The organism is Phytoactinopolyspora alkaliphila, from assembly GCF_010550695.1.
Taxonomy (GTDB): domain Bacteria; phylum Actinomycetota; class Actinomycetes; order Jiangellales; family Jiangellaceae; genus Phytoactinopolyspora; species Phytoactinopolyspora alkaliphila.
The window spans coordinates 64,608-90,778 of sequence record NZ_JAAGOB010000010.1 but is presented as its reverse complement, the minus strand read 5'-3'; the positions used below and the strand labels follow the sequence as shown (position 1 = coordinate 90,778).

Below are 26,171 nucleotides of genomic sequence, written 5' to 3'. Positions count from 1 at the left end.
TGTGCCAGTGCGATCAGGGTGGTTGTCTCGTGGCGTAGCCCTTGGTAGCGTCCTAACCGGCGTGGCCCCACGCCGAACCTCCATCGGCCTTCCCCAGCTTGGTCGTTCCACGGAGGCAAAGGGATCGCTGTCTCGGGGTCGTTGCCCTGGTCTGTCTGTCTCGGGCGTCATGATCGCTGGGGGATCGGCGTACGAGGCGTGGAAGGCCAGATGACAGCGAACAGGAAATTCAAGCGCCGTGTGCGAGCCCGAGCGGCCAAAACCGGTGAGTCCTACACGTCTGCCCTCCGGCACTTCCGATCGATGCCGACTGGAGAAGTCATGCCGGAAACAGAACGTGTGCTCTTGGCCGTGGCGCAGGTAGTCCTTGGTGACGATCCCTGCGATGGACCTGCAGTGCGAGAGAGCGGGAAGCAGGTCCGGCGTCTGATGCGCGAGGCGCACGACTCGGGTGCGCGGCTGGTCCATTTCCCTGAAGGTGCCCTGTGCTCACCGCACAAGCTCAAGGTGTCCATTGATGGCCCCGATCGGCTCGGCCCGGCCGACTGGGACAGGGCAGCCTGGGATGTGCTGCGCGACGAACTAGCCGAGACCATGGAGTCGGCACGGAAACTTCGGCTATGGACGGTCGTGGGCTCGATACATCCCCTCAGCCCACCGCACCGGCCGCACAACAGTCTGTACGTCATCTCTGATCAAGGGGAGATGGCGACTCGTTACGACGAGCGGATGCTGTCGAACACCAAGATCACGTACATGTACTCGCCTGGCTCCATGCCTGTGACCTTCGACGTCGATGGCGTGCGGTTCGGGCTCTCTTCAGGCATGGAGGTGCACTTCCCGGAGACATTCATCGAGTACGAGCAACTCGACGTCGACTGCGTGCTTTTCTCCACAGCCGGCGCTCCCGAGCCAGCTGATAGCTGGGTATTCGCTGCCGAGGCCCAAGCGCACGCGGCAAACAACAGCTATTGGGTAAGTTACGCCGCGGACGCACGGCACGCGGCGAGCGCGCAGTCAGGCGTGATCTCTCCGGACGGTGTGTGGGTGGCCCGATGCCCGCAAGACGAAATGCCTTCGCTCATCACCGCCGAGATCTTTCGTGATCCAGACAACCCGGCTCGACGCTGGCGACGGACAGCCCGTTCAGGCATCTACGAATCCCACCTGATCCACGGCGATCCCAGGAGCAACGATCGGCGGGTGGTTTAGCCCGGCGCCCAGATTGCAGCCCGGTTGGTGACAAATTCTGGTTACAGAACGCATGAAAACGCCCCCGGAGAGAATCCCTCCGAGGGCGTTTCGCCTGGTAGCGGGGGCAGGATTTGAACCTGCGACCTCTGGGTTATGAGCCCAGCGAGCTACCGAGCTGCTCCACCCCGCGTCGCAAGGACAATGCTATGCGATGTCGGACTCAGCACCAAATCGAACTGCGCCGGGGCACGGGAGCAATCTGGATCAGATGACAAAATGCACTCTGAGCTGGCGTTTTTGCCACCTGATCGTCTCTTGTCCACGTTCTGGGACACGATCAGGTGACCAACAGCGGCACAGAAACGGCGATTGGCCGTCTGATCGCGAGCTTGCGAAGCGATCAGACGGCCAATCGGTGATCAGGTGACGTGGGTCACTCCCCGGAGAGTTGAGCCGCACGCTCCAGCGCAGCTTCGAGCCGGTCGAGCGCCTCACCGTAGTCAGACCACCGGCCCTCGGCCTGAGCGGCCTGAGCGTCGGTCCAGGCCTCCTGCGCCTCGGCGATGGCCTCGGCGAGGTCACCCGTCGGAGGCGTGACGTCCTCCTCGTCCGCGGGCGGCTCCTCATCCGCTGGCGGCTCCTCATCCGCTGGCGGATCCTCGGGCGTCTCGCCTTCGACGTCCGGAACGGCGTCGTCCTCGATCTCGCCTTCTTCCTCGGTTTCGACACCTGCTTCGCCGCGGAAGATCTGGTCGAGAGCCTCCTGCAGGCTCGGCGCGTAACCGATCTGGTCACCGAAGCGGACCATAACCCGTCGAAGGAGTGGATACGCCGCGTCACCGCTGGCCCGGATGGCGTAGACGGGCTGCACGTACAGCAGACCGCCGCCGACGGGCAAGGTGAGCAGGTTACCGACGACTGTGTCGGAATCTCCCTGCCGCAACAGCGAGAGCTCCCGGGCGATCTCCGGATCACTCTCGAACGCGTTGGCGACCTGGCCCGGACCGTCGATCTGTGTCGACCCAGGTAGGCGAAGCGCGGTGAGCTTGCCGTAGTCCTCGTGCCTGACGTCCGCGTTGACCGTCATGAAGGCGATCAGGTTCTGCCGGCCTCGTGGTGTGTAGGTCGTGGTCAACGAGAACACGCCTTCGTCCGTACCGGGCAGCTGAATCGACTGGTAGTACGGCGGCTGATCGGTCTCGATGGTCGCGGTGGGGTCGTTCGGCACCACCCAGCGGTCCTGGCCACCATAGAAGGTGAACGGATCGGTCACGTGGTACTGCTCCAGCATCCGCCGCTGCAGCTTGAACAGGTCCTCCGGATACCGGAAGTGGTCCATCAGATCGTCGGAGATCTCCGAACTCGGCACCACCGAGTCCGGGAACACGTCCATCCAGCTCTGCAGCACCGGGTCGGTCTCGTCCCACTCGTACAGAGTGACCGTGCCGTCGTAGGCGTCGACCGTGGCCTTCACCGAGTTCCGGGCGTAGTTGATGAAGTCATCTGGCTGCGCCGCCAGCGCCGGCCGCAGTGTGCGGGAGTCACTGGTGGCCTCTTCCAGCGAGACACGCTGCGAGTACGGGAAGGAGTTCAGCGTCGTGTACCCGTCGACGACCCACACCAAGCGTCCGTCGGCCACCGTGGGGAATGGGTTGGAATCCACGGTCAGCCACGGCGCCACCTTCTCCACCCGTTGCCGGGGATCGCGATCATAGAGGATCACCGAGTTTGGGTTCACCCGGTCGGAGAGGAAGATGTTGGCTTCCTGGAACTTGGTGGCGTAAAGCAGCTTGTTGAGGAACGAGCCGATCGGCACGCCGCCTGAGCCGTCGTAGGTGTTGTACCGCTCGCCACCGGTCTCCGGGTCCTCCGGGATGTCATACTCGACCGGCTCGGTGCCGTCGGGCGCGCCCACGATCGAGTACTCCGGCGAGTTCTGGCCGAAATACACTCGCGGCTCGTAGTCGCCCAGGAAGCCCCGCGACGGAATGTCCTCCTCCGCCCAAAGCGGCGAGCCATCGGTGTCCCGGGTGTTACCGAACGCCGCGACCATGCCGAAGCCGTGGGTGTAGACGGTGTGCTCGTTGACCCAGTTCCGCTGGCCCTCCGGGATGCCGGCGACGGAGATCTCGCGCACGGCGACGACCATGTCGCGTTCTTCGCCCTCGTACTCGTAGCGGTCGACGTCTGCGGGGTTGGCGAACGAGTAGAACCCGCGAACCTGCTGCAGTTGCTGGAACGCCGGCTGGATGACGTTCGGGTCCATCAGGCGGATGCCGGGCACGGTGCCGGCGTCGTCAGCGAGCTGACCCGTCGTGACGGCCTTGGTGGCCTCATACGGGCTGATCGCGACGTCGTCGATGCCGTAGGCGTCCCGGGTGGCCTCGATGTTGCGCTCGATGTACGGCGCCTCCCGGCTGGCCTCCGAGGGGTTGACCTGGAACTGCTGGACGATGAACGGCCACAGCCCACCCAGCAGTACGGCCGACAGAACCAGGAGTCCGGCGCCGATGCCCGGCAGTGTCCAGTTGCGCCGCCAGACATTGACGAAGAACAGGATCGCGCAGATGGCCGAGACGAATATCAGGATCATCTTGGCCGGCAGGATGGCGTTGACGGCGGCGTAGTTGGCGCCGGTGAACAACGGATTGTCATCGATGAGGAGGGCGTAGCGGTCCATCCAGTAGGCGACGGCCTTGAGCAGGATGAACAATCCGATGAGCACGGACAGGTGAGCCTGCGCGGCCGGGCTGACCTTCTCGCCGGCCGTCTGCAGACGGATTCCGCCGTAGATGTAATGAGTCACCGCCGCGACGATCAACCCGAGGACGACGACACCGAAGCCGAAGCTCAGGACGAAACGCCACCATGGGTAGGAGAACGCGAAGAAGCCGAGGTCGACGTTGAACTGGGGGTCGACGGTCCCGAAGTCCCGGCCGTTGAGCCACAGCATGAACGTCCGCCACTGGCCCGCGGCGCTGGCACCCGCGATGATCGCGATCAGCACGGCAGCCGCGCCCAATACCCAGGTGCGGACCGGGTCGATGGCGTCGCGGTAACGGTCGAGGCTTTGCTGCTCGATACTCATCGGCCGGTACGTCGGCCGCAGCCGGTAGGCGACGAGCCCGTTGACGACCACCGTGATCGCCATGAGTAGGCCGAAGATCACGAACATGCCGGCCCGGGTCACGAGCTGCGTCGTGAAGACGCGCGTGAAGTCAACTGAGTCGAACCACAACCGCTCGGTCCAGAAGTTGACGAGCAGCAGGTACGACACCGCCAAGACGGCTAGTACGATGAGAGTCGGTACGAGTGCACGAGAACGGCGCGAAGGACCAGATCCGCGATACGGACCTGCTGGGCGGGGGAAGCTCTGGCTCACCCCACGAAAGCTATCTTACGATCACACCGGTTTTCGAACCGGTATGGGTATCCGACCTCAACGATGTGGTTTCTTCTCGACAACATCGGCATCACGCAACGTGGATCGCCGCCCCTGATGGGTATAGGCGCCGACAGTTGCCGCCGTCACACACCCGAAGCGTACGCAGGAGCGTGTCACCCCTATGAGCATCGAGCACGACGGCCAGGATGGCCAGAATCCCGCAGCCCTGGCCAGGGCAGTCGCCGAGATCGAACACCATGTCCAGGAGGGTGGATGGGACCAGCGTCCCCGCCTGTATGCGCTGGCACCGACCGGCGAGCTGCTCGAACGCGAGCCCGATCTCGCGAACCGGCTGGGACTGAAACACACGCCCATCTCCGACGACGCCCTCACGCCCATCGAGCAGGACCTCGCCGATCGGGCGCTCGAAGATCTCCTACCGACCATCACCTGGCCCGACTCCGTGCGCGGCTGCGCGCTCGCGATCGAGCGCATCGTCCTCCCGCCCGGAGCCGAGGAAGAGCTTCCGGAAGACAACGATGCCGCCACCGACTGGGCGCAGAAGCACCCACAGCGGGCCGACGTACGCATCGTGGTCGGCGTGCTGCGCGACGGCTCGCGATCCTCGGTCCTCAGGGTGCGCGGACACGAGGAGGACACCGAGCTCATCCGTGACGCCGAGCTCTCGCCCGAGATCGGCAACGCCCTCGCTGAGACCCTCGGCTAAATGATCATGTAAACCATGTTTTCTCGTGCTTCACCATGCCTGCAGCCCTGGTGAAGCACGAGAAAACATGGTTTACATGATCATTTAGGGCGGGCGGATGGGGACGGTGTGGCGGCGCGGCGGTCACCCGCATCTGGGCAGGCTGCTGCCGTCACCGTCGGTGTACGTGTCGACCGCCTCGATGGCGTCCTCCAGCGTCTCCACCGGGACCACCTGCATGTCGCCGCTATCGGCGCTGGACGCCTCGTCGCAGTTGCTCAACGGTGCGAGGAAGAGTTCGACGCCGGCCTCCTCGGCGGCGGCGATCTTCTGCTGGATGCCTCCGATAGGGCCGATCTCGCCCTCCCCGGAGATCTCCCCCGTCCCGGCGACGTGCGCTCCGTCCACCAGGGGCTCCTCGGTCAGCGTGTCGTAGATGGCCAGCGCGAAGATCATGCCGGCGCTCGGCCCGCCGATCCGCTCGTCGATCCCGATGGTGATCTCGACCGGCATCTCGTATCCCCAGTCCGGTCCGATTCCCACCACCGGACGTCCGTCGTCCTCGGCCGGCTCCGTCTCGACGGTGACGACCATGTCGTCGTCATCGCGCCGGATACCGAACTCGACCGGGTCTCCGGGTTCGCGGTCCACCACGATGTCGGCGACCTCAGCCGGCGAGGCCGCCTTCACCCCGTCGACCGACGTGATGATGTCGCCCGGCTCGAGCAGACCGTCGGCCGGTGAGCCGTCGAACACGGTCACCACCAGGATCTGCTCGTCCACCTCGTAGCCAAGATGACGCAAGGCCGCCACCTTCGCCGTCTCCTGGGAGCGCGCCAGCTGGCGGGCGCTCTGCTCGCGGGACTCCTCCGCGGTTTCGTCTTCCCGGTAGACGGTGTCACGGGGGACGACGGCGCGATCGGCGTCCATCCACGCCCGCAGGACCGTCAGCAGGTCGAGCTTCGTGTCCGCCGACGTCACGCCTACGGTCGTGAGCTCGAGCGTGCCTTCGGCTTCGAAGGTCTCGACTCCACCGTCCACCTGCACCACCGGGGCGCCGTTCCACTCACCGAGTGTGTCCTCAAGCGGCCCGGGCGAATAGACGACGTACGGCACCGGCAGCAGTGATGCGATGGCGATCAACGCCACGATCAGCGCACCGGAGACGGAGAGGGTGACAGAACGGCGGGTCATCGAGCTTAGAGTAAGGCGTCCGGCAGACCTGTTCGGACGTGGGTTATGCACCTACGCCCCCGGCTCCGGACCTGTGCATGACCCGGCCGGCCCCTACGGGGAGCCGACCCATTCGGTGGATCCGTCGGCGAAGGCCTGGCGCTTCCAGATGGGTACGCCGCTCTTGAGGTCGTCGATCAGTTTCCGGCAGGCCGCGAACGCCTCGTCACGGTGCGCGGCCGCAGCGGCCACCACCACGGCGGCGTCGCCGATGTCCAGCTCACCCACCCGGTGAACCGCGGCCAGCCCCTGCACCGGAATCTCGGCGGCCACCCCTTCGGCGACCTTCCGGAGCTCCTTCTCGACCAACGGATGCGCCTCGTATTCCAGGCGCTGCACGTGCCGGGCGTCGTCGACGTCCCGGACGGTTCCGATGAACACGCAGGTACCGCCCGCGCCAGGATCGGCGACGGCAGCGAGGACCTCGTCCGTGGACAGGGCCTCCCGCCGCACGCTCAACAGCTTGATCACGCCCATGGCTTACCCCCGCTTTCTCCGTCTCGCCTTGCGGATCACCACCGCCGTACCGAGTATGGCAACAGTGGCGCCCGCCGCGCCGAGTGTCGCGGCGGTTTCCCGTTTTCCGATCCGTCGGGAAGCCAGCGCGTGCCGGCCGCCCACCGCCTCCATCAGCGCCTGGAGAGCCAATTCGTTGGTGTACTCGGCTCGCCAGCCGGCGGCTGTCAGGCGCTCGGGCGCTACGACCCACGGTTTCGTCACGAAATGCAGCTCACTGACCGGCGCCGGGGTCACCCCAAGACGATGTAGGCGGCCGGCGGTCCCGAAGACGAACGACTCCGACATCTCGGCTCGGCCTCGCCCGGAGAGCGCCTCCACCGCCTCCTGATCGAGGTGGCCTGGGCTGGCGACGGCCAGCGGCCCGTCGATGTCGTTGACAGCGACGAACTCCAGAGCGGACGCCAGGTCGTCGATATGACAGAACTGCCAGGCGGGCTCCGCACCGCGAACCACGAGCAACCGGGGAGCCTCGAAATGCCTGGTCAAAACCGTGTCCACACCCGGACCCACCACAGCGGCCGGACGAATGACGGTGACCGCCGTTCCGGAATGTGCCCGCCGGGAACGCGCGCACAAGGCCTCGATCTCCAGCAGGTCGCTGATGAGTCCGCCGTCGGCCGGTGCCCGCAACGGAGCGTCCTCGTCGAGAGGCACGGGATTCTCCGCGTCAGCGCCGTAGACCATCGCGCTGCTGAGCACGATCACCCGCCGAACGCCGGCCGCGGCCGACGCGGTCAGGACCGCCTGGGTGCCGCGCACGTTGCGGTGCGAACGCTCGGCGACGTCATCGGTGACGTTGAGGTCGACGGCGGCGTGGATGACCACGTCGACGCCTGTGAGTCTCGTCACGATGGCCGGGTCGGTGACGTCGATCACCCGCCAGGTGACGTCGTCGGCCTCCCCGCGAACCCGGTCGAGGGCGATGACCTGCCGGATGTCCTCGGAAGCCGCCAGGCGGCGGGCAAGCTGCGTCCCCGGCGCCGACGCGGCGCCGGTCACGGCGACCACCAGGCCGGCCTGTGCGCGGTTGCGCCCAGCGCGAACCCGGCGCGATTGTGTGCCCACGTTTACTCCTCCAGATACTACGGTGGAGTCCATGAGGCGCTCCTACCGCTTCCCATCCTGCCTGAGAGCTAACTATGAGTGATCTGCCGTTCGGTTTCCGTCCCGAGGACGACGACGAGAACAAGAAGGCGAACGATCCGGGCGGCACCGGACCGACGGACCCGTTGAGCGGCCTGTTCGGAATGATGGGCGCTGGCGGCCCCCAGGGCAACCCCGACCTCGGCCAGATGCTGCAGCAGATCGGCAAGATGCTGTCCTGGAGCGGTGGCCCGGTCAACTGGGACCTGGCCAACTCCGCCGCGCGTGACGTGGTGGCGGCTGGCGGCGACCGCTCGGTCAGCCAGTCGGAACGGCGTGAGGTCGACGACGCCTTCCGCCTCGCCGAAACGTGGCTCGACGACGCGACGACGTTCCCCGCCACCGGCGGCTCACCGCGTACCTGGAGCCGGGCCGAGTGGGTCGAGGGCACCCAAGCTGCCTGGCGCGGCCTGGTGGAGCCCGTGGCCGCTCGCGTCGCCGAGGCCATGGGCAAGTCGCTGCCGCCGGAAATGGCCCAGGCCGCAGGCCCGCTGGTGGGCATGCTGCAGCAGGTCGGCGTCTCCATGTGGGGTGCCCAGGTGGGGCAGAGCATCGGCACCCTCGCGGGCGAGGTCTGCGGAGCATCCGACATCGGCGTGCCACTCGCCGAGGGGCATCCAGCGCTGTTGCCGGCCAACGTCCGAGCCTTCGGCGAGGGCCTCGGCGTCGACGCTCGCGACGTCACGCTTTATCTGGCGCTCCGCGAGGCGGCATATGTCCGCCTCTACGCGCACGCGCCGTGGCTGCGCTCCCACATCGTCTCCCTGATCGAGGAGTACTCCCGCCACGTCAGCGTCGACACCGAAGCGATCGAGTCGAAGATGCGCGACATCGATCCCGCCAACCCGGAAGCGCTGCAAGAGGCCCTTCAGGGCGGGCTGTTCGACATGGACAACACGCCGGAGCAGAAGGCGGCCCTGGACCGCCTGGAACTGGCGCTGGCCCAGGTTGAAGGCTGGGTCGACGAGGTCGTCACGCAAGCGACCGAGGCACGCCTGCCGTCGGCATCGGCGTTGCGCGAGTCGGTCAGGCGCCGCCGCGCGGCCGGCGGCCCAGCCGAGCAGACCTTCGCCACCCTGGTGGGCCTGCAGCTCCGGCCGCGACGCCTGCGCGAGGCCGCCTCGTTCTGGGCCGCCGCGCGAGAGAAGCGAGGTCCCGCAGGACGGGACGCCCTCTGGGCGCATCCGGACCTGATGCCCTCGTCGGAGGACCTGACCGACCCTGAGGCGTTCTTCACCAGGGACGACGCGATCGACGTCTCAGACCTGGAGCGGGCGTTCGACGCTCGGGCCGAGAGCGACGAGAAGGACGACGAACCGCCGTCCGAAGACGACCAGCGCTAGCCACCTGCACGAGGTACCGGGCGAGCTCCACAGATGGCCACAACGGACGATCTCATGCAGGGAACTAACCTTCGTCCGGAAGACCATCGCGCTGGTGCCCCTCACCCAGATGCGCGGCGTGGTCGAGCCCGTCCAGGAAGCCTCGGGCGCGTTCGGACCGTGGATACCTGGAGACGAGTTCCCAAAACTCCTCGCCGTGGTTTCCGACGAGCAGGTGCGCCAATTCATGCACCAGGACGTAGTCGACCACCCACGACGGCACCCCCTTCAGCCGTTCCGACAAGCGGATCGATCCGTCCGACGGCGTGCACGAGCCCCAGCGGCTTCGTTGTGAGGCGCTCCATCGAACGCTGACCGGTTCGGCGCGTCCGTCGAGATGCCGCCGCGACAGGTCGCGAGCTCGGCGCAGCAGCTGCTCGTCGCTCGGCTGACGACGGCGTTCCTGGCTCTGCAGCCGCTGCAGCATGGTTTCGACCCACCGCTGCTCCTCAGCCTGCGTGAACCGCGCCGGAAGACACACCACGACGCGGCCGTCTTCCCGGAATGCCGTGACCGTTCGCCGTCTCCGGACGGACCGGCGCACCTCGACCTCCGTGTGGTCGTACCGCTCGTCGCTCACGCGCGGCCCTTCACCACACCAGGCGCCACAGACCCGGTCAAGTCCGGCCTCGTACTCGTCGGTGCGCCACTTCGCCTCCACGGTGACGCTCGCCATCCAGCCCGTGCCATACCATGCACCGTAACCCGAACGCGACCTGTACTGGTTGTTCATGTGGATAACTCGTCCCCCGGTGTCTGCCCGGAGACGTTCTGCTGGCGCGCGAGAGCATTCTGCCAACATCACCCGATTTCTTTTCCTCCACAGCCGGTGGACAATATCGGCGCAGGTCAACTCCACGGCGTGAGTTTCTCGGTGCACTTGTCAACAGCCCGCCCACCGCCCGTCCACAGTCTTATCGACATCCCTGCACAAGTCCTCCACAGGTTTATCCACAAGCCGTGGAAGTCCATGTGCCGTTCATGTTGCGGATACTGCCGAGCAGCCGTACGTTCGCTGCAGAGCTACGGACACCGCGTGCCCTCCGATGTCGCGACCACAGCCGCCGGGAGGCGGATATGACGGGTACCGGTGAACAGCGCGGCGGTCGGTAGACGTCCCGGCGGGATCTCGGAAAACGGCGGTACGGGCGTGCACGGCGGGGAAGGTGCACGCCTGGGCCGGGCGGTGCTGAGATCCCGCCGCCTTCTTCGGCGGTCGCCAGCGCGTGGGAGCCGCCGGGCCGCGAGCATCTCCGCGCGACGGTAGAGCCGTGCCCCACGCGCGATGAGTTCTGTGGACAGCGGATGGCCGGAATCTCGTGCACACGGCAAGATCCTTCTTGTCAGCCGTTCAGCACAGATCGTCTTTCGTGGAGGCTCACCGGCCGTGCGTCCCTTGCTTCATCCTTCGTTACCGTCGGCGTGGCGCGACTCTTCCACCCTCCAGGTGGGTACCTCGCCCGGGCGAGCACTCATCCTCGGTGGGCTCGGCCCTGCTGAGATCGCGGTCCTGCGCGCGATGGACGGGCGGAACGATCTCGCCACCCTTCGCAGCCTGGCGGTCGCGGCCGGCGGCGCGGCCGACATCGCCGATCGTCTGGTGGATCTTCTCGTGACGTCCGGCGCCGCCGTCGACGGCGACCAGCATCGGCCCGACAACGCCCCGCTACCGCGGCACGCCCCGGACCAATCCAGCCTGAGCCTGGTCGACAGATCGCCGGACGGTGGCGCGTCGAGCTTCGCCGCGCGCGGGCGCAGGCACATCGAGGTGGTGGGGGCAGGTCGCGTCGGCGCTTCGGTCGCCCGGCTGCTCGCCGCTGGCGGCATCGGTGACGTCGACGTCGACGATCAAGCGCTGGTGACGGATGCCGACGTGTCTCCCGCCGGGCATCCGGCGAGTGCGATTGGCATCGCGCGGACACGTTCTCTGCACCCGTTTCTGGGCACCGGATCGGGGTTCCGCAGTGTCGAGCGCCCGGGCCCTGATTTCGTCGTGCTCGCTCCCGACGCCGGTTTCGAGCACACGTGGCTGACCGACGCCCTGCTGCGCAGCGGCACTGCGCATCTGCTGGTTCACGTCACCGAGATCACCGGCGTAGTCGGCCCGCTCGTCGTTCCCGGGACGTCGGCCTGCCTGCGCTGCCTCGACCTGCACCGCACGGACCGTGACCCCGGCTGGCCCACCGTGCGCGATCACGCTGCCCGCAAGCCACCACCCGCGCCGGCCTGTGACGCGAGCATCGCCACCGCCGTGGCCGGTCTGGCGGCCGCACAGGTGCTGGCGTTCATCGACGGTTTCGACGTCGCGACCGTCGGCGGAACACTCGAAGTGGAGCTGCCCTACGGCCTGCCTCGCCGCCGCACCTGGCGTCCACATCCGGAGTGCGGCTGCACCTGGCCGGACCCGGGTACCGGCGAGGTCATCTGACCTTTCTCCGGTGCCCGGCCCACGACGACGCGCATCTGCGGGCAAGACACTGCAGAATGGAGGGGTGAACGACCTTCCACGCAATGCCGTCTCCCGCGCCGCCAAGATCGCCAGCCTTCCGCTGGGGGTCGCCGGCCGAGCGACCCTGGGCCTCGGCAAGCGGATCGGCGGCCGATCGGCCGAGGCGGTATCGGCCGAGGCCCAGCGCCGTACCGCGGAACAGGTCTTCAAGGTCCTCGGTGAGCTCAAAGGCGGGGCGATGAAGTTCGGCCAGACCCTCTCCGTGCTCGAGGCGGCGATGCCGGAGGATTTTGCCGGTCCCTACCGAGAGACCCTGACCAAGCTCCAGGAATCCGCGCCGCCGATGCCTGCCCGCACGGTGCACGAGGTCCTGAAGCGTGATCTCGGCCCTGACTGGCGCAGATCCTTCGTGTCGTTCACCGACCAACCCGCCGCCGCGGCGTCGATCGGGCAGGTACACCGCGCGGTCTGGCACGACGGTCGCGACGTCGCCGTCAAAGTCCAGTACCCCGGGGCCGACGAGGCGCTGCGCTCGGACCTCAACCAGGTGGCGCGGCTGGGCAAGACCTTCGGGTCGCTGGTGCCGGGTGTAGACGCGAGAGCGATCCTCGACGAGCTCCATGACCGCATGATGGAGGAGCTCGATTACCGGATGGAAGCCGACGCCCAGGACGGCTTCGCCCTGGCGTACGAAGACGACGAGGAGTTCGCGGTCCCCCGGCTGGTGCACGGTGCCAAGCACGTTCTCGTCTCGGAGTGGCTCGACGGCACACCTCTGTCGGCCGTCATAGCCGAGGGCTCCAAGGAGGAACGAGACCGAGTCGGCCTCCTGTACGTCCGTTTCCTTTTCTCCGGTCCGCACCGGGCCGGCCTTCTGCACGCCGACCCCCACCCGGGCAACTACCGGGTGACGCCCGACGGCCGGCTCGGCGTGCTGGACTACGGAGCGGTGGCCAGGCTTCCAGAAGGGCTGCCGCCTTCAATCGGCCGCCTGCTCACGCGTGCGTTGAAGGGCGACACCGAGGAGATGGTCAACGGCCTGCGGGACGAAGGCTTCATCCTGCCGCACATCACCGTCGACCCCGAGGGCCTCTATCACTATCTGGCGCCGTTCCTGGAGCCGGCGGCCACAGAGACGTTCCATTTCAGCCGGGCATGGATGCGGGAACAGTTCAACCGGATCAACGATCCCCGCCAACCCGGCTACACGATCGGGCTCAAGCTCAACGTTCCACCGTCGTACCTTCTCGTCCACCGAGTGTGGATCGGAGGGATCGGCGTGCTGTCCCAGCTCGATTGCGAGGCGCCGTTCCGGGACGAGCTCGAGCGCTGGATCCCCGAGTTCACCCCCTGACCCGACCCCTGGCATGGGTTGTGGTCGTTGATCGGCCTGTTTTCGGCCGGAATCGCGACCATAACCCATGCCAGGGGCTGGGATCAGGGCGGTGGATCGCTACACGGCGCGGCTGGACGCCGTTATTGCGGCAGCCGCGAGTCTGCGGGCACGCTGAGCGGCGCGAGCGGCGCGTCGTTCGAGCTTGCGCGCTACCAGCACTCGCCTCGCCCGGTGGTGCATCACTATGTCCTCACGTAGCTCGCGACAATGCGCTCGCGCGAGGTCTTCATTCATCAAACTCATGTTGTCGCTCCGAAAGATCAGATCGGTCTGGTCTCGTTTGGCCAGGTCAGGATGGTTAGTCACAGCTCGTTCACTCCCTACGGTTCTTGCCTGGGTGCATGCGTCACGCCGCCAGTTCGGTCTTGCGGGGCCGTCCTCGAGGACGCTTGCGGGGTACGACGACACCCGACTCGAACAGCTCGCCGCCCCAGACTCCCCAGGGCTCACGCCGCGCCCGGGCACCTGCCAGACACTGCATGCGCACAGGGCAGACCCGGCAGAGGTCTTTGGCTAGCTCCACGTCAACCGGGGATTCCGCGAACCAGAGTTCAGGGTCGGTCCGGCATGGAATCACCTCGTCGGTCACGAGCGCGTCGTCGAGAACACTCGCCAGCATCATGAGATCGGTCACCTCCCTTCCTTGCTCGATTCATCGGTGGCGGACAAACAAAAAGGCCGCGGATCCCGGGTGAGGGGTTCCGCGGCCTGGAAGGCACCGATCATGTGATCAAATCGGCGGACCCAGACTGCGGAGACGGACTCCACCCTTGGCCATATCGACGAGACGCGTGCTCAGCTCGAAGCAGTCGCCTGCCAGCGGACGCACTCCACCTGTCGACGGAGCCTCGATGGGGGAAACGGAACGACGCCCCGTCCACGGAGAAAGACCGATGGGGGCATTCGTACGCGCATAGGCGACCAGCGAGACGCGGTCTTGCGGATGCGAGTTCTTGACGATCATCATCGAAATGCCCCTCCTCTCGGTCGTGTCGGTCCTGGCCGGGCGATCCAGCTCAAGGCACGCGAAGCAACCCTGTTGCATGGTGCTCAGTTACAGTAACGTGTCGCCCCGTAAGGGGCAACCTATTTTTTGGCTACTTTCTCGTCGAGTTGTTCCGGCACCGTATCGGCCGCGTCGTCGTCCGCAGCTCGGCACATCGCGAGCACGTCCGGTCCGTAGCGTTCGAGCTTGCTCTGCCCGACGCCGGGCACCGCGCTCAACGCGGCCTCGTCGGTGGGCTTCGTTTCGGCGAGTACCGTCAAGGTGGCGTCGGTGAATACCACGTAAGCAGGGACCTTCTGTTCCTGAGCCCGCTCGAGCCGCCATTCACGCAGCCGCTCGAACAGCGCCACATCGACGGCCGACGGGCACTCGCCACAACGGCCCAGCTTGCGCGAGGCGGCGTCCACCAGAGCAGTGCCACACCCGCGGCATCGGGCCATCGACCGCGACTTGCGAGCGGCCGCACGGGACGGCCTCGAGCTGGGCACCGTCCGGCCGCCACCCGGTCGGATTCCGTCCAGAAACCTGCTCGGCTTCCGCGACCCCCGACCGCCCGGCTGCCTGGCCTGGGACCACGTGACCGAGAGGTGTTCGCGTGCCCGCGTCACGCCGACATAGAGCAGGCGGCGCTCCTCTTCGATCTGATCCGGCGTCTCCGCGTAGTTCAGGGGCAGCGTGCCCTCGTGCACACCCACGACGAAGACGGCGTCCCACTCCAGGCCCTTCGCGGCATGCAGCGAGGCCAGCGTCACACCGTCGGCGACCGGAACGTGCTGGGCGGCAGCCCGCGCGTCCAGTTCGGCGGAGACATCGGCGAGCACGGCATCGGGCTTGGCGGCGACGACGTCCTCGGCGAGCGCGATCACGGCGGCCAGCGACTCCCATCGCTCCCGCGCCGCGCCGCCACCGGCCGGCGGCTTGGCCGACCATCCCACCGACGCGAGCACGGCCGCCGTGGCCGCGGCGGCATCGCCGGCTTCCCCGCCGGTGTCACCGGCCCGCGCGGCTCCGCGCAACAGCATGGCGGCCTGGCGCACTTCGGCGCGGTCGAAGAAGCGCTCCGCGCCCCGCACGACATATGCGACTCCGGCGTCGGACAGCGCCTGCTCGTAGTTCTCCGACTGCGCGTTCACCCGGAACAGCACCGCGATCTCCCGGGCCGGCACGCCCGCGGTCATGAGCCGGCCGATCTCCCCTGCGACCCACTCAGCCTCGGCGACCTCGTCCGGGTGCTCGATGAAGACGGCCTCGGGGCCGGGCGGCCGCTGCGCCTCCAGCACGACGCCCTTGGAGTCCCGGCGCGCGGAGCGCAGCACGGCGTTGGCGACGTTCACCACCTGGGGCGTCGACCGGTAGTCGCGGAAGAGCCGGACCGTGCGAGCCGAGGGGTGGCGCTGAGCGAAGTCGAGCAGATATCCCGGACGCGCTCCGGCGAACGAATAGATGGTCTGAGCGGGGTCTCCCACCACGCAGATGTCGTCCCGGTCCCCGAGCCAAAGGTCCAGCAGCCGCTGCTGCAGGGGAGAGACGTCCTGGTACTCGTCGACGACGAAGTGGTGATACTGGGCTCGTACCGCCTCCGCCACTCCAGGATTGGCGTCGAGCAGGCCGACGGCGGCCAGAAGGATGTCCTCCATGTCGATGACGCCGCGGTCGGTCTTGAGGTCCTCGTAGGCGGCGTAGACGCGCGCGACCGTCTCCGCGTCTACCCCGGCTACTTCACGATGCGCGTTCATGGACGCCAGCGGGTACTGCTCCGGACGTACGTTGCTGACCTTGGCCCACTCGATCTCCGAAGCCAGGTCACGGAGCACCGCCCGGTCGGTGCCGACTCGGCACCGGTTCGCGGCAGCGCCGACGATGGACAGCTTCCTCTCCGCGATCTGGGGCAGGTCCGCACCGGTGACCTGCGGCCAGAAGTACCGCGCCTGACGCAGCGCGGCCGAGTGGAACGTCCGGGCCTGAACTCCCTCCACGCCCAACGAGCGCAATCTCCCCCGCATCTCTCCGGCAGCGCGGGTGGTGAACGTCACGGCCAGCACTCGACGCGGATCGAAAGCGCCGGCGAGGACGCCGTGGGCGATACGGTGCGTGATGGCCCGGGTCTTGCCGGTGCCGGCACCGGCGATGACACACACCGGGCCGCTGAGTGCCGCTGCCACCTCGCGCTGCTCTGGATCCAGGGCGGAGAGCACGTCGGGAACAGCCATGGCCCCATCCTGGCACTCGCCGGGGACAAGCCCGAGCCCGGCCCGTCACCATCCAGGAACACCGGGATGCTCCGCATTGTTGTGATCGATGACGGACTCCGGCCTCGCGGCCGGATCGCCACGGCGAGTCCGACCAATGCACCCAAGCACAGGATCAGGAGAGTCGATGTCCTCGTTCACGATGTACAGCACGGCATGGTGTGGGTACTGCAAGCGCCTCAAGGCCACGCTCAACCGTGCCGGGATCACCTTCGACGAGGTGGACATCGAGTCTGACCCACGAGCGGAAAGACTGGTCAAGAGCGTGAACCGGGGTAATGCCACGGTTCCCACGCTGGTGTTCTCGGACGGCTCGGCCTTGACCAACCCGAGCCCGGCACAGGTTCACCAGAGGCTCGCCGAACTCGCGGAGGTCTCTGCCCGCTGATCAGGAGGTCATCTGCTCGAGCGGCGCGCCATACCAACCCTCCAGCAGCCGATGGGCGATCGAGATGGGGCTCGGCACCTCGATCTCGCCGCCCGACACCGCGGCGGCCAGCTCGGCGCGCGAGAACCATTGCGCGTCCTGGATCTCCTCGCCGTCCGGGGTCGGCTCCGTAGCCCGGGCGTCGGCGTAGTACCCGAGCATCAGGCTGGAGGGGAACGGCCACGGCTGGGCGCCGGCGTAGCGGCACGCGTTCACCGTGATGCCGACTTCTTCGGCCACCTCCCGGACGACCGCGTGCTCGGGAGTCTCACCTGGTTCGACGAATCCGGCAAGCGTCGAGTACCTCCGACCAGGCCAATTCTGCTGCCGGCCCAGCAAGCAGCGGTCGTACTCATCGATCACCAACATGATCACCGCCGGGTCGACCCGCGGATAGTGTTCGGAGCCGTCGGCGACGCACCGCCGGATATGTCCCCCGCATGCGACGACGGTCGGCTGTCCGCATCGCGGGCAGAACCGGTGTGTGGCGTGCCAGTTCGCCAACGCGATGGCGTGGACGGCGAGGCCGGCGTCCCGGTCACCGAGGACCACGCCGACCTCTCGCAGCGATCCGGTGTCCGCTCCGTCCAGCTCCGAGACGTGAACAGCGGCGAAGGCCTCGCCGTTCTCCACACCGAGCAGGTATGCCTCGCCGTCCGGGGCTTCCCCGGGGGAGACGAAGCGCAGAATGTCACCCCGTGTGCTCACCCTGCCGTTGCCGACGAGCAGCACTTTGGTGGCCGGATCAGCCCATGCCGTAGCCATCCACTCCTCGTTATCACGCAGGTGGGCGGCTCGGTCGACCGTTGACCGGGACAGCGCGAGCGGGCCGGCGATGGCGTAGGCATGGTCCACGAGGCTCGAGCCTAGTGCCAGCTCTCCGCCGCGGATCCGGCGCTGTAACGTCATGCCCGTGAGCCTGCACATCGGCGCCGCTTCCGGCGACATCTCGGACATCGTCCTGCTTCCCGGCGACCCCCTACGGGCCGAGTGGATCGCGACCACGTACCTGGAGAATCCGGTGCGTTACTCGGCGATCCGCAACATGCTGGGCTTCACCGGCAGCTATCGCGGCCGCCGGGTCTCCGTGCAGGGCACCGGCATGGGGCAGCCGTCGCTTGCCATCTACGCACACGAACTGCTGGCCGAGTTCGGCGTGCGCACGGTGGTGCGGGTTGGTTCGTGCGGCGGCATGCAGGAGTACACCCGGATCCACGACCTCATCGTGGCCACGAGCGCCAGCACAGACTCCGCGATGAACCTGCTGCGATTCGAGGGCCTCGACTTCGCGCCCACGGCCGACTTCGCCCTGCTCCGGTCCTTCGTCGACGCGGCGGAGTCCGCGGGCCTACGCCACCACGTCGGCCAGATCTTCAGTACCGACTCCTTCTACCTGGACCGGCCGGAGCTTCGCGACCGGCTCGCCGGGTACGGAGTTCTCGCCGTGGAGATGGAGACCGCCGCCCTGTACACGCTGGCGGCGAAGTTCGGCGCCCGGGCGCTGTCGGTCAACACCGTCAGCGACAGCCTGGTGAGCGGGGAGGAACTGCCTCCCGAGGACCGCGAGCACGGCTTCACCCAGATGGTTCAGCTCACTCTCGACACCGTGGCCGCGTTCTCGTGACCCTTGGTCGTTCGCGCCCAGCCCCAGCTGCCGGGTCGAGACGGTACGTTGCGACTCGGCGCGGCAAATGCCGGCGGTATCAACGACGTGGGATGCCGGCCGAGACGTCGGCGGCGTCGAACGCCTCGGCCGTCACCGCGGTGAGGGGAAGCCAGCACGCCTCGTCCGGCGTGAACCACCGGACGGCGGCGGTGGAGCCTCCGACGTCGGTGACGTTGAGTGGGCGTGGCTCGTCGACCGCGACGTCATAGAACGGCCGGACGCCGTGCAGGTCGATGGGGAATCCCTCCGGTCCGACCTCTTCCGGCGCGTGGTGGCTCGTCAGTCCGAGCAATCCGCGAACCCGGCCGACCTGGCCCGCTTCTTCTTCCAGTTCACGCAGGAGCGCCTGTGCCGGCTGCTCCCCGAAGTCGGTACCACCGCCAGGGAGATGCCAATGTCCGGCGCCCGGGTAGCCGTCGGCCACCAGGGTGAGCAGCAGCCGGCCGTCGGGATCGCGCACCAGGCCGTACGCGGCGAAACGCTGCACCGTGGGGCGACCGTCGGGCGACTCGACGATGTGGAAGCCCGGAAGCTCCGGCATCTGCTCCGGCGGTAGATCCACCGCGGAGAGCGGAAGCTTGAGAGCCTGGGCAGCGAAGGGGCGCAGCTGGAGGGTTGCTGCCTCGTCCCGGCTCAGCCACTCGGCGGCGTCCACCATGGGCGACACCGGCCGAGGCGCCACTGCATCGTCGGCGTGAGCGCCCTCGCGCACAGGCTGGGCCTGGTAGATGATGCGGTCGGTGTGCAAGGTGACACCGCGATGACGCAACTCACGCGTGTCGGCCGTGACGTCCACGATCCCCTGGGCACGCAGACTCATGCCCGTCTCGGCCATGGCCTCGCGCTCCACCGCTGACTCGGGATGTTCCCCCTGCTGCACGCTCCCGCCTGGGAGCGTCCACACACCGGGTGTGCCCGATTGCGCCGATTCTCTGATCAGCAGAATCCGGCCCTCGTGGTCAGAGCAGATCGCATACGCGGCGATGCGGCGCAGGGGCGTCAGCTCAGCGGTCACGAGAGGTAATTCTGATGGTAAACCACCCAAAGATCAACAGGTGCCAGCCGGTCACAGCGCCGTTGACGATGACGGAACGGCTGTGACCAGGGCTTCCAGCTCATTCTCGTCGAGAAGGTTCACAGGCCGCAGCGTGTAGTTCTCACGGACGTAATGGAACGCCGCGCCTACTTTGTCCAGCGGTAGACCGCGCAACCGGGCGAACGCGAGCCGGTATGCGGCGAGCTGGACGGTCTTGACGGCCTCGTCGGAGGCGTCCCCGGGCGGTCGGCCGGTCTTCCAGTCCACCACTTCGATGCCGCCGTCCGCCGTGCCGAACACGGCGTCGACGCGTCCGCGGAGGAGAACACCGGCGACGAGCAACTCGAACGGAGCCTCCACTTCAAGCGGCGTGCGCTCGGCCCATTCGGAGGCCAGGAACGCCTCCTGCAAGGCGAGGATGTCGCGGTCCGGGACCGCGCCTTCGTCGGCCGACCCCGGCAACTCGTCGATGTCGACCAGCTGCGGCGCTCCCCACCGAGTTTCGAGCCAGGCGTGGAACAGCGTGCCGCGGCGGGCCAGCGGCGCAGGCGCGCGCGGCACCGGCCGGCGCAGCTCGCGGGCAAGAGCGTCAGGATCCTGCCGGAGCTGAACCAGCTGTGACACCGACAGGTGACCAGGGAGCTCGACCTCGACCGGCCGGCCCCGGCGCTGCCGGTCACGTTCGGCCAGCAACCGGCTGACCTCGTCGTCCCACTCGCCCATCGCGGCCGCCGCCTCCAGGTCGATGTCGCCCCCGGCCGCAGCTCGCACCAGCCGCGCCCCTTCCTCGAGCGTGGCGCGGCGTGCGCCGAGCGGGTCGTACGGCCAGCGCCACGTCGGCTGGTTCTCGGCCAGCGGGTTCGTCTCGCCCGGGTCGTCGACCCAGACGCTCACCTCGCCCGCTCCCGCCTCTAAGGCGCGGCGCACTTCGAGCAGGAACGGCGACGGTTCACGCGGGCGCAACGCGTCGTCCCACCGGTAACCGCTGCACACCAGCAGGGACCGGGCGCGGGTGACCCCGACGTAGGCGAGCCGCCGTTCCTCGAGCCGCCCGGCATGGGCGGCATTCAGCGTGAACTGCCCGAGCGCGTCTCGCACCCCCTGCTGATCGGCGGCACCGGCGACATCGAAGGGAGGCAGCGCGCTCGCGTCGCCGCGCAGCGGGTACGGCAGCTCACCGATGTCACCGAGCCAGGCCTTGTCCTTGTCACCTCCGGCGGGAAAGATCCCGTCCACCAGCCCGGTGAGGAAGACCGCATCCCATTCCAGGCCCTTCGCTCCGTGGACGGTCAGCACCTGTACGCGGTCCCCTGAGACCTCGACCTCGCCCGGCGCCAGGCCGCGCTCCGCCGTCTCCGCGGCTTCGAGGTACGCGAGGAACGACGAGAGGGTCGCGGACTGCCCGGCGCCCTCGAAATCGGAGGCCACGTCCAGGAAGCGGTCAAGGTTCACTCTGCCACCCGGGCCGCGGCGCGCCGACAGCTCGATGTCGAGGCCCAGGGTCCGTTCGATATCGTGAACGAGCTCCGTCAGCGACTGCCCCGTGCGGCGGCGCAGCTCACGCAGCTCCGCGGACAGCGCTGTAAGCCGGCGGTAGCCCTCCGCGGAGAAGCCTTCCGGTCCAGGCAGGGCATCCAGTGCGTCGATGATGCTCAGCTGGTCGATCTCGTCGGGCACTGCCACCTCGGGCCCGTCCGGGCGCCCCGGTGCCCCGCCCAGGCGACGCGCCCAGCGGGCGAGCTGATCGAGGTCCCGGGGCCCGATCCGCCACCGGGCACCAGTGAGCAGCCTCATCAGGGCGTCGCCACGGCCCGGGTCGGCGATCACTCGCAGGGTGGCGACGACGTCGCTCACCTCGGCGGTGGACAACAGGCCGCCCACTCCGACCACCTCGACGGGAAGCTCCACCGCGCGCAAGGCCGCATCGAGCCGCGTGATCTGGCTGCGGGTACGGACGAGCACGGCGACACTGCGCCCTGGCGGAGAGGCATCCCAGAAGGCCCGGGCCCGGCGCGCCACGTCGGCTGCCTCGTCGTCCGCCGTGAGATGCAGCGAGGCCGTGACCCCGCTGGAGGGCAGGCCGGGAAAGGCGGCCAGCTCGGGCACCTGCATGCCCTCGTCGCGCAAGGGCGCGGAGAGCGCATTGGCGACCTGCAGGATCTCTGGGCCGTTGCGGAAGCTGGTGGTCAGGGAGTCGAGCCGGGCAGGCTCCCCGCCCTGTCGGCGGAACTGATCACGGAACGACGACAGGGTGCCGGCGCTGGCGCCGCGCCATCCGTAGATGGACTGGCACGGATCTCCCACCGCGGTGACCGGGTGGCCGCCACCGAACAGTGCGCGCAGAAGCACCAGCTGGGCGTGGCTGGTGTCCTGATACTCGTCGAGGAGGACGACGCGGTACGCCGCGCGTTCGATCTCTCCCACCTCGGCGAACGCGTCCGCCAGCGTCGCCGCCAGCTCCGACTGGTCGGCGAAGTCCACAACCTCGTCGAGACGTTTGCGTTCCCGGAACGCGGCCACGATGGGCAGCAGCTCCACCCGCGCGTCCTGAACCTTCAGCGCCTTCGCCACATCGGCGTAGACGTCGGTCTTGGTCCGCTGTCCCTTGGCCCGTGGCAGCGCCTCGACACGTGTGCGGAGCTCACCGGTGAAATTGGCGACCTGCTCAGGTCCGACCAGGTGACCAGCAAGCTCACCGTGCAGCGCGAGCACCTTCCCGATCACCGTGGAGAGGGCGTACTCCACGCTGTCCATGGGCCCGGCATACGCGGAGACCACGCGCTGGGCGTATTGCCACGCCTCGGCCTCGGTGATCAGCCGGGATCCGGGTTCGCGTCCGAGGCGCAGCGCATGCTCGGTGACGATCCGGCCGGCGTAGGCGTCGTAGGTGGAGACCGCGGGATCACCGTCGAGGAGCCCGTCCGCGGCGTCGATGACACCACGCGCCGCCAGCTGGGCAAGTCTCCTGCGGATCCGGGCGGCCAATTCACGCGCCGCTTTGCGTGTGAAGGTCAGTCCTAGCACCTGTTCCGGCCGGACCAGCCCGTTGGCCACCAGCCACACCACCCGCGCCGCCATCGTCTCGGTCTTGCCCGACCCTGCACCCGCGATGATGACGCCCGGCTCGAGCGGCGCGGAGATCGCGGCCGCCTGCTCCGCGGTGGGCTCCGGCTGCCCGAGCCGGTGCGCGAGTTCGGCAGCGGTGAATCTCATCCGGTCACCTGCTCGCCCTCGGGAAAGGCCGGGCAGCACGGCCGGGCGGAGCAGAAGCCGCACCAGCTGCCGCGCCGGGCCTGGAACGTCGGCTGGGTCATTCCGTTGGCGGTTTCCTCCAGCAGCCGCTGGGCCCATACCGGGTCCTGGGCGTCGTCCAGAGGTGGCTGCCGCTGTTCGTCCGCTTTGCCGCGGGACGGCTTGCCGAGCTGGACCAGGCTGGCCCCGCCCGAGCGGCGTTCACCGCCGGCGGCGTCGTCGAACGCGCCGTTCTCCACCGCCAGCTGATAGGTGGCAAGCTGCGCATGCTCCCCCACCTCGGCCGCGGTCGGCTTGCTCTTTCCGGTCTTGTAGTCGACGACGACGAGCCGCCCGTCGGCGTCGGCGTCGAGCCTGTCCACTCGCCCGACCAGCCTGGCCCGGCCCACCTCAATGTCGAAGTCCAGCTCGACCCCCACCAGACGGCGCGGGTTCTCCTTGAGCCAGCCCGACAAGCGGCGGACCATCTCCTGAACCCTCGCGTACTCGCGGGCGGCGGCCCATCCTTCGCCCACGTCGATGTTGGGCCATACGCGGTCGAGTTCGGCCAGCATGGCGTCTTCGGGCCATTGTTCCCGCACGGCCTTCTCGGCAAGGTCGTGGACCAGGGTGCCGACACCGGCGCGAGTCATGTCGGAGTCGGTGGCGCCACAGGTCTTGAGCAGCCAGCGCAGCTCGCACCGGTTGAACTCTTCGACCCTGGACGGAGACACCCGCACGGGCTGGTCCGGTTCACCGAGGGGTTCGGTGACCGAGAGCTCACGCAGGCCGAACCACTCCCCGGGATCCGCCTGCCGGACACCCTCGGACGCCAGCCGGGCCAGCTGGACAGCGGCACCCCGCCGCCGTACCAACGGCTCAGCCGGGTCGCAGACGACCCGGCGCAGTTCGGCCACCAGCGACGAGAGGTCGAGGCCCCGGCCGGGCTTCTCGACCGTGCGTTCCGGCGGCGCCTCGGCGGGCAGGGGGTCGAGGTCGTCGAGGAAGCGCGACGGCTGCTCGTCCTCGTTGGACACGGCCGTCACGATCAGCCTGCTCTTTGCCCGGGTGAGCGCCACGTAGAACAGCCGCCGTTCTTCGGCCAGCCGGGCGCTGGCCCGGGTGTACGCCGTGGCCTCGCGTGCCGCGACCAGGTCGACCAGCTCCTCGATGCCGAGAAGACTGCCTCGTTCACGAAGGTCCGGCCAGACACCCTCCTGGACTCCCGCCACAGCGACGACGTCCCATTCGAGCCCCTTGGAGGCGTGCGCGGTCATGATGGTGACGGCAGCCGCCTCTGTTCCCGGCCGCGGGCCGGTCGCCAGGGTGTCGGACGGGATCTGCTGACCACGGATGTGCTCGAGAAAGCCCGCCGGCCCGGCGCCGGGCATGCGGTCCACGTAGCGCGCGACCGCGTCGAACAGGGCGACCACGGCATCCAGGTCCCGATCCGCGTGCTTGGCCGCGCGCCCACCGGACAGGGCGGCGCCGGACCATCGCCGGCCGAGGCCGGACGTGGCCCAGACGGCCCACAGCACATCTTCCGCCGTAGCACCAGGCTCAGCCGCGGCCCGCCGACCGGCGGCGAGTAAGGAAGCGATCCGGGCGGCGGGGGCCACGGCGTCCTCGTCGAGCGGTACCAGGACAAGTGGCTGCTCGATCGCCTCGACCAGGAGCTCTCCGGAGGCCCGCACCCCGCCGGCGGCCAGTTCCTGCTTACGCAGTTCCTGCCGGAGGCGACGCAGGCCCAGCGGGTCCGCACTGCCGAGAATTCCGGTGACCAGGTCGAACGCCAGCTCAACGTCGAGGTCGCGCTGCCCCGCGGCGAGTTCCAGCATGGCCAGCAAGGCACGCACCGCGGGCTGCTCCACCAGGGGCACCTCGTCCAGCCGGACGGTGGTGGGAACACCGGCGCCGCTCAGAGCCCGCCGCAGCACCGGAATCGACGCGGAGGCACGGACCAGGACGGCCATCCGCTGCCAGGGAACGTCCCGGAACAGATGCTCTTCCCTAAGCTGAGCCGCGATGAACGCGGCTTCCTGGCTGGGGCTGGCCAGGACGTGGACCGAGGATTCGCCGGCCGCGAACTCGTCGGCCGGCACCAGGTCGCGATGACGATGCGGCCCGCCGAGCCGGTGTGCGACCCGCCGTGTGGCGGCCAGCAACGCCGGCCCGCTGCGCCGGGACGTGGTGAGCGCGCAGACCGCCGCGGGCTGGCCGTCCGCGGCCGCGAATCGCTCGGGGAAGTCGCGGATGCCGTCCATCTCCGCGCCCCTGAAGCCGTAGATCGACTGATCGGGGTCTCCCACGACCAGCAGGTCCCGCCCGCCGCCGCTGAGCAGTTGCAAAAGCTCCTCCTGCGCGGGATCCGAGTCCTGGTACTCGTCGACGACGACGAACTGCCTCTCCGCGCGTTCGCGCGCGAGCAGCTGCGGATCGTCGCGGAGGAGGCCGGCAGCTGAGCGGACGAGCTCGGCCTGGTCATAAGAGGGCGGTTTGCGCAACGCGGTGACCCCGGAGTACTGATGCGCGAAGCGAGCTGCGGCGACCCAGTCTTCCCGCCCGTGCCGACGGCCGATGTGCGCTAACTGCTCCGGCGTCATGCCGCGCTCGACGGCGCGCATCAGGAAGTCTCGCAGCTCCCGCGCGAACCCCCGCGTCAGCAGGGCGCGGTGCAGGTTGGCCGGCCAGTAGCCGGCACCGAGTTCCTCGACGTCACCACGCAGCAGGTCTCTGATCAGCAGATCCTGTTCCGGGCCCGAGATGAGCCGCGGTGCCGGCTCGCCGCTGAGGACGGACTCGCGGCGCAGGAGCCCGAACGCGTAGGAGTGAAAGGTGCGCGCCAGAGGCTCGCGGACGGTGCGGCCCAGCCTCCGGGCGATCCGCTCCCGCAACTCCGCTGCGGCCCTGCGGCTGAACGTCAGGACAAGCACCTGCTCGGGGAGCAACCCGTCGTGTTCGACCCGATGGACGACGGACTCGACCAGCGTGGTGGTCTTCCCTGTCCCTGGCCCTGCCAGCACCAGCAACGGCCCACCGCGGTGCTCGACCACCCACCGCTGATCGTCGTCCAGCACGGGTGGCGGGACGACGGCGTCGCCGGCGCGCCGCACCAACCGCACATCCGGCCCCGTAGACCTCCGCATCCC

Annotated in this window: 18 protein-coding genes and 1 tRNA gene; 7 read left to right on the top strand and 12 right to left on the bottom strand. The window is 68.4% G+C overall.

Annotated elements, in window-relative coordinates; translation table 11 throughout:
• The first annotated feature begins 210 nt into the window (after positions 1-210).
• Positions 211-1,212, top strand: a complete 1,002-nt coding sequence (locus G1H11_RS18085) for a nitrilase-related carbon-nitrogen hydrolase (protein ID WP_163819997.1) — start codon at positions 211-213, stop codon at positions 1,210-1,212.
• A 95-nt stretch (positions 1,213-1,307) separates the two neighbouring features.
• On the opposite strand, the gene G1H11_RS18080 is transcribed toward G1H11_RS18085, so the two are convergent.
• Positions 1,308-1,384, bottom strand: a tRNA-Met gene (locus G1H11_RS18080).
• A 243-nt stretch (positions 1,385-1,627) separates the two neighbouring features.
• Entirely contained in the window at positions 1,628-4,576 is a 2,949-nt protein-coding gene (locus G1H11_RS18075) for a UPF0182 family protein (protein WP_163819996.1), read from the bottom strand.
• 184 nt (positions 4,577-4,760) lie between these two features.
• Here G1H11_RS18075 and G1H11_RS18070 point away from each other — a divergent pair, with 184 nt between their 5' ends.
• The gene (locus G1H11_RS18070; protein ID WP_163819995.1) at positions 4,761-5,306 is read left to right on the top strand and encodes a PPA1309 family protein; all 546 of its coding nucleotides are present in this window, start codon (positions 4,761-4,763) and stop codon (positions 5,304-5,306) included.
• A 123-nt stretch (positions 5,307-5,429) separates the two neighbouring features.
• Here G1H11_RS18070 and G1H11_RS18065 read toward each other — a convergent pair whose 3' ends face one another.
• From G1H11_RS18065 to G1H11_RS18055, 3 genes are all read right to left on the bottom strand, one after another.
• Complete coding sequence (locus tag G1H11_RS18065) at positions 5,430-6,479, bottom strand: YlbL family protein (RefSeq protein WP_163819994.1); 1,050 nt, start codon at positions 6,477-6,479, stop codon at positions 5,430-5,432.
• A gap of 93 nt (positions 6,480-6,572) precedes the next feature.
• Positions 6,573-6,995, bottom strand: a complete 423-nt coding sequence (locus G1H11_RS18060; protein ID WP_163819993.1) for a molybdenum cofactor biosynthesis protein MoaE — start codon at positions 6,993-6,995, stop codon at positions 6,573-6,575.
• Between the two features lie 3 nt (positions 6,996-6,998).
• Entirely contained in the window at positions 6,999-8,102 is a 1,104-nt protein-coding gene (locus tag G1H11_RS18055; protein ID WP_216843892.1) for an NAD-dependent epimerase/dehydratase family protein, read from the bottom strand.
• Between the two features lie 74 nt (positions 8,103-8,176).
• Here G1H11_RS18055 and G1H11_RS18050 point away from each other — a divergent pair, with 74 nt between their 5' ends.
• Positions 8,177-9,523 carry a zinc-dependent metalloprotease gene (locus tag G1H11_RS18050; protein WP_163819991.1) on the top strand — a complete coding sequence of 449 codons (1,347 nt, stop codon included), beginning with the start codon at positions 8,177-8,179 and terminating at the stop codon, positions 9,521-9,523.
• A gap of 64 nt (positions 9,524-9,587) precedes the next feature.
• Here the strand turns inward: G1H11_RS18050 and G1H11_RS18045 are convergent, their stop codons facing one another.
• Complete coding sequence (locus tag G1H11_RS18045; protein WP_163819990.1) at positions 9,588-10,238, bottom strand: M48 metallopeptidase family protein; 651 nt, start codon at positions 10,236-10,238, stop codon at positions 9,588-9,590.
• A 771-nt stretch (positions 10,239-11,009) separates the two neighbouring features.
• Between G1H11_RS18045 and G1H11_RS18040 the strand changes: the two genes are divergently transcribed.
• A complete protein-coding gene (locus tag G1H11_RS18040) occupies positions 11,010-11,990 on the top strand; it encodes a TOMM precursor leader peptide-binding protein (RefSeq protein ID WP_163819989.1) in 981 nt (326 codons plus the stop codon).
• Positions 11,991-12,054: 64 nt separating this feature from the next.
• Complete coding sequence (locus tag G1H11_RS18035; protein ID WP_163819988.1) at positions 12,055-13,365, top strand: AarF/UbiB family protein; 1,311 nt, start codon at positions 12,055-12,057, stop codon at positions 13,363-13,365.
• Between the two features lie 388 nt (positions 13,366-13,753).
• Here the strand turns inward: G1H11_RS18035 and G1H11_RS18030 are convergent, their stop codons facing one another.
• Together G1H11_RS18030 and G1H11_RS18025 are read right to left on the bottom strand one after the other, a co-directional pair.
• Positions 13,754-14,026 carry a WhiB family transcriptional regulator gene (locus tag G1H11_RS18030; RefSeq protein WP_281352440.1) on the bottom strand — a complete coding sequence of 91 codons (273 nt, stop codon included), beginning with the start codon at positions 14,024-14,026 and terminating at the stop codon, positions 13,754-13,756.
• A 467-nt stretch (positions 14,027-14,493) separates the two neighbouring features.
• Positions 14,494-16,623: an ATP-dependent DNA helicase UvrD2 gene (locus G1H11_RS18025; protein WP_163819987.1), complete on the bottom strand. Its 2,130-nt coding sequence runs from the start codon at positions 16,621-16,623 to the stop codon at positions 14,494-14,496.
• A 166-nt stretch (positions 16,624-16,789) separates the two neighbouring features.
• Here G1H11_RS18025 and G1H11_RS18020 point away from each other — a divergent pair, with 166 nt between their 5' ends.
• Positions 16,790-17,050 carry a mycoredoxin gene (locus tag G1H11_RS18020; protein WP_163819986.1) on the top strand — a complete coding sequence of 87 codons (261 nt, stop codon included), beginning with the start codon at positions 16,790-16,792 and terminating at the stop codon, positions 17,048-17,050.
• Here G1H11_RS18020 and nudC read toward each other — a convergent pair whose 3' ends face one another.
• The gene (gene nudC, locus G1H11_RS18015; RefSeq protein WP_163819985.1) at positions 17,051-17,998 is read right to left on the bottom strand and encodes an NAD(+) diphosphatase; all 948 of its coding nucleotides are present in this window, start codon (positions 17,996-17,998) and stop codon (positions 17,051-17,053) included.
• A gap of 4 nt (positions 17,999-18,002) precedes the next feature.
• On the opposite strand from nudC, the gene deoD reads away from it, so the two are divergent.
• Positions 18,003-18,713: a purine-nucleoside phosphorylase gene (gene deoD, locus G1H11_RS18010; protein WP_163819984.1), complete on the top strand. Its 711-nt coding sequence runs from the start codon at positions 18,003-18,005 to the stop codon at positions 18,711-18,713.
• A 79-nt stretch (positions 18,714-18,792) separates the two neighbouring features.
• Here the strand turns inward: deoD and G1H11_RS18005 are convergent, their stop codons facing one another.
• The 3 genes from G1H11_RS18005 to G1H11_RS17995 are packed head-to-tail and all read right to left on the bottom strand — an operon-like array spanning position 18,793 to position 26,168.
• Positions 18,793-19,770 (bottom strand): NUDIX domain-containing protein, encoded by a 978-nt coding sequence (locus tag G1H11_RS18005; RefSeq protein ID WP_163819983.1) that lies wholly within the window; start codon positions 19,768-19,770, stop codon positions 18,793-18,795.
• Between the two features lie 51 nt (positions 19,771-19,821).
• Positions 19,822-23,004, bottom strand: a complete 3,183-nt coding sequence (locus G1H11_RS18000) for an ATP-dependent helicase (protein WP_163819982.1) — start codon at positions 23,002-23,004, stop codon at positions 19,822-19,824.
• A complete protein-coding gene (locus tag G1H11_RS17995) occupies positions 23,001-26,168 on the bottom strand; it encodes an ATP-dependent helicase (RefSeq protein ID WP_163819981.1) in 3,168 nt (1,055 codons plus the stop codon). Before G1H11_RS17995 ends, G1H11_RS18000 begins: the two co-directional genes overlap by 4 nt.
• Positions 26,169-26,171: the final 3 nt, after the last annotated feature.

Coding starts and splice junctions, on each gene's coding strand:
- G1H11_RS18085 (WP_163819997.1), top strand. CDS start 211: ATGACAGCGAACAGGAAATTCAAGCGCCGTGTGCGAGCCCGAGCGGCC.
- G1H11_RS18070 (WP_163819995.1), top strand. CDS start 4,761: ATGAGCATCGAGCACGACGGCCAGGATGGCCAGAATCCCGCAGCCCTG.
- G1H11_RS18065 (WP_163819994.1), bottom strand. CDS start 6,479: ATGACCCGCCGTTCTGTCACCCTCTCCGTCTCCGGTGCGCTGATCGTG.
- G1H11_RS18060 (WP_163819993.1), bottom strand. CDS start 6,995: ATGGGCGTGATCAAGCTGTTGAGCGTGCGGCGGGAGGCCCTGTCCACG.
- G1H11_RS18050 (WP_163819991.1), top strand. CDS start 8,177: ATGAGTGATCTGCCGTTCGGTTTCCGTCCCGAGGACGACGACGAGAAC.
- G1H11_RS18045 (WP_163819990.1), bottom strand. CDS start 10,238: ATGGCGAGCGTCACCGTGGAGGCGAAGTGGCGCACCGACGAGTACGAG.
- G1H11_RS18030 (WP_281352440.1), bottom strand. CDS start 14,026: ATGCTGGCGAGTGTTCTCGACGACGCGCTCGTGACCGACGAGGTGATT.
- G1H11_RS18025 (WP_163819987.1), bottom strand. CDS start 16,623: ATGGCTGTTCCCGACGTGCTCTCCGCCCTGGATCCAGAGCAGCGCGAG.
- G1H11_RS18020 (WP_163819986.1), top strand. CDS start 16,790: ATGTCCTCGTTCACGATGTACAGCACGGCATGGTGTGGGTACTGCAAG.
- nudC (WP_163819985.1), bottom strand. CDS start 17,998: ATGACGTTACAGCGCCGGATCCGCGGCGGAGAGCTGGCACTAGGCTCG.
- G1H11_RS18000 (WP_163819982.1), bottom strand. CDS start 23,004: ATGAGATTCACCGCTGCCGAACTCGCGCACCGGCTCGGGCAGCCGGAG.
- G1H11_RS17995 (WP_163819981.1), bottom strand. CDS start 26,168: ATGCGGAGGTCTACGGGGCCGGATGTGCGGTTGGTGCGGCGCGCCGGC.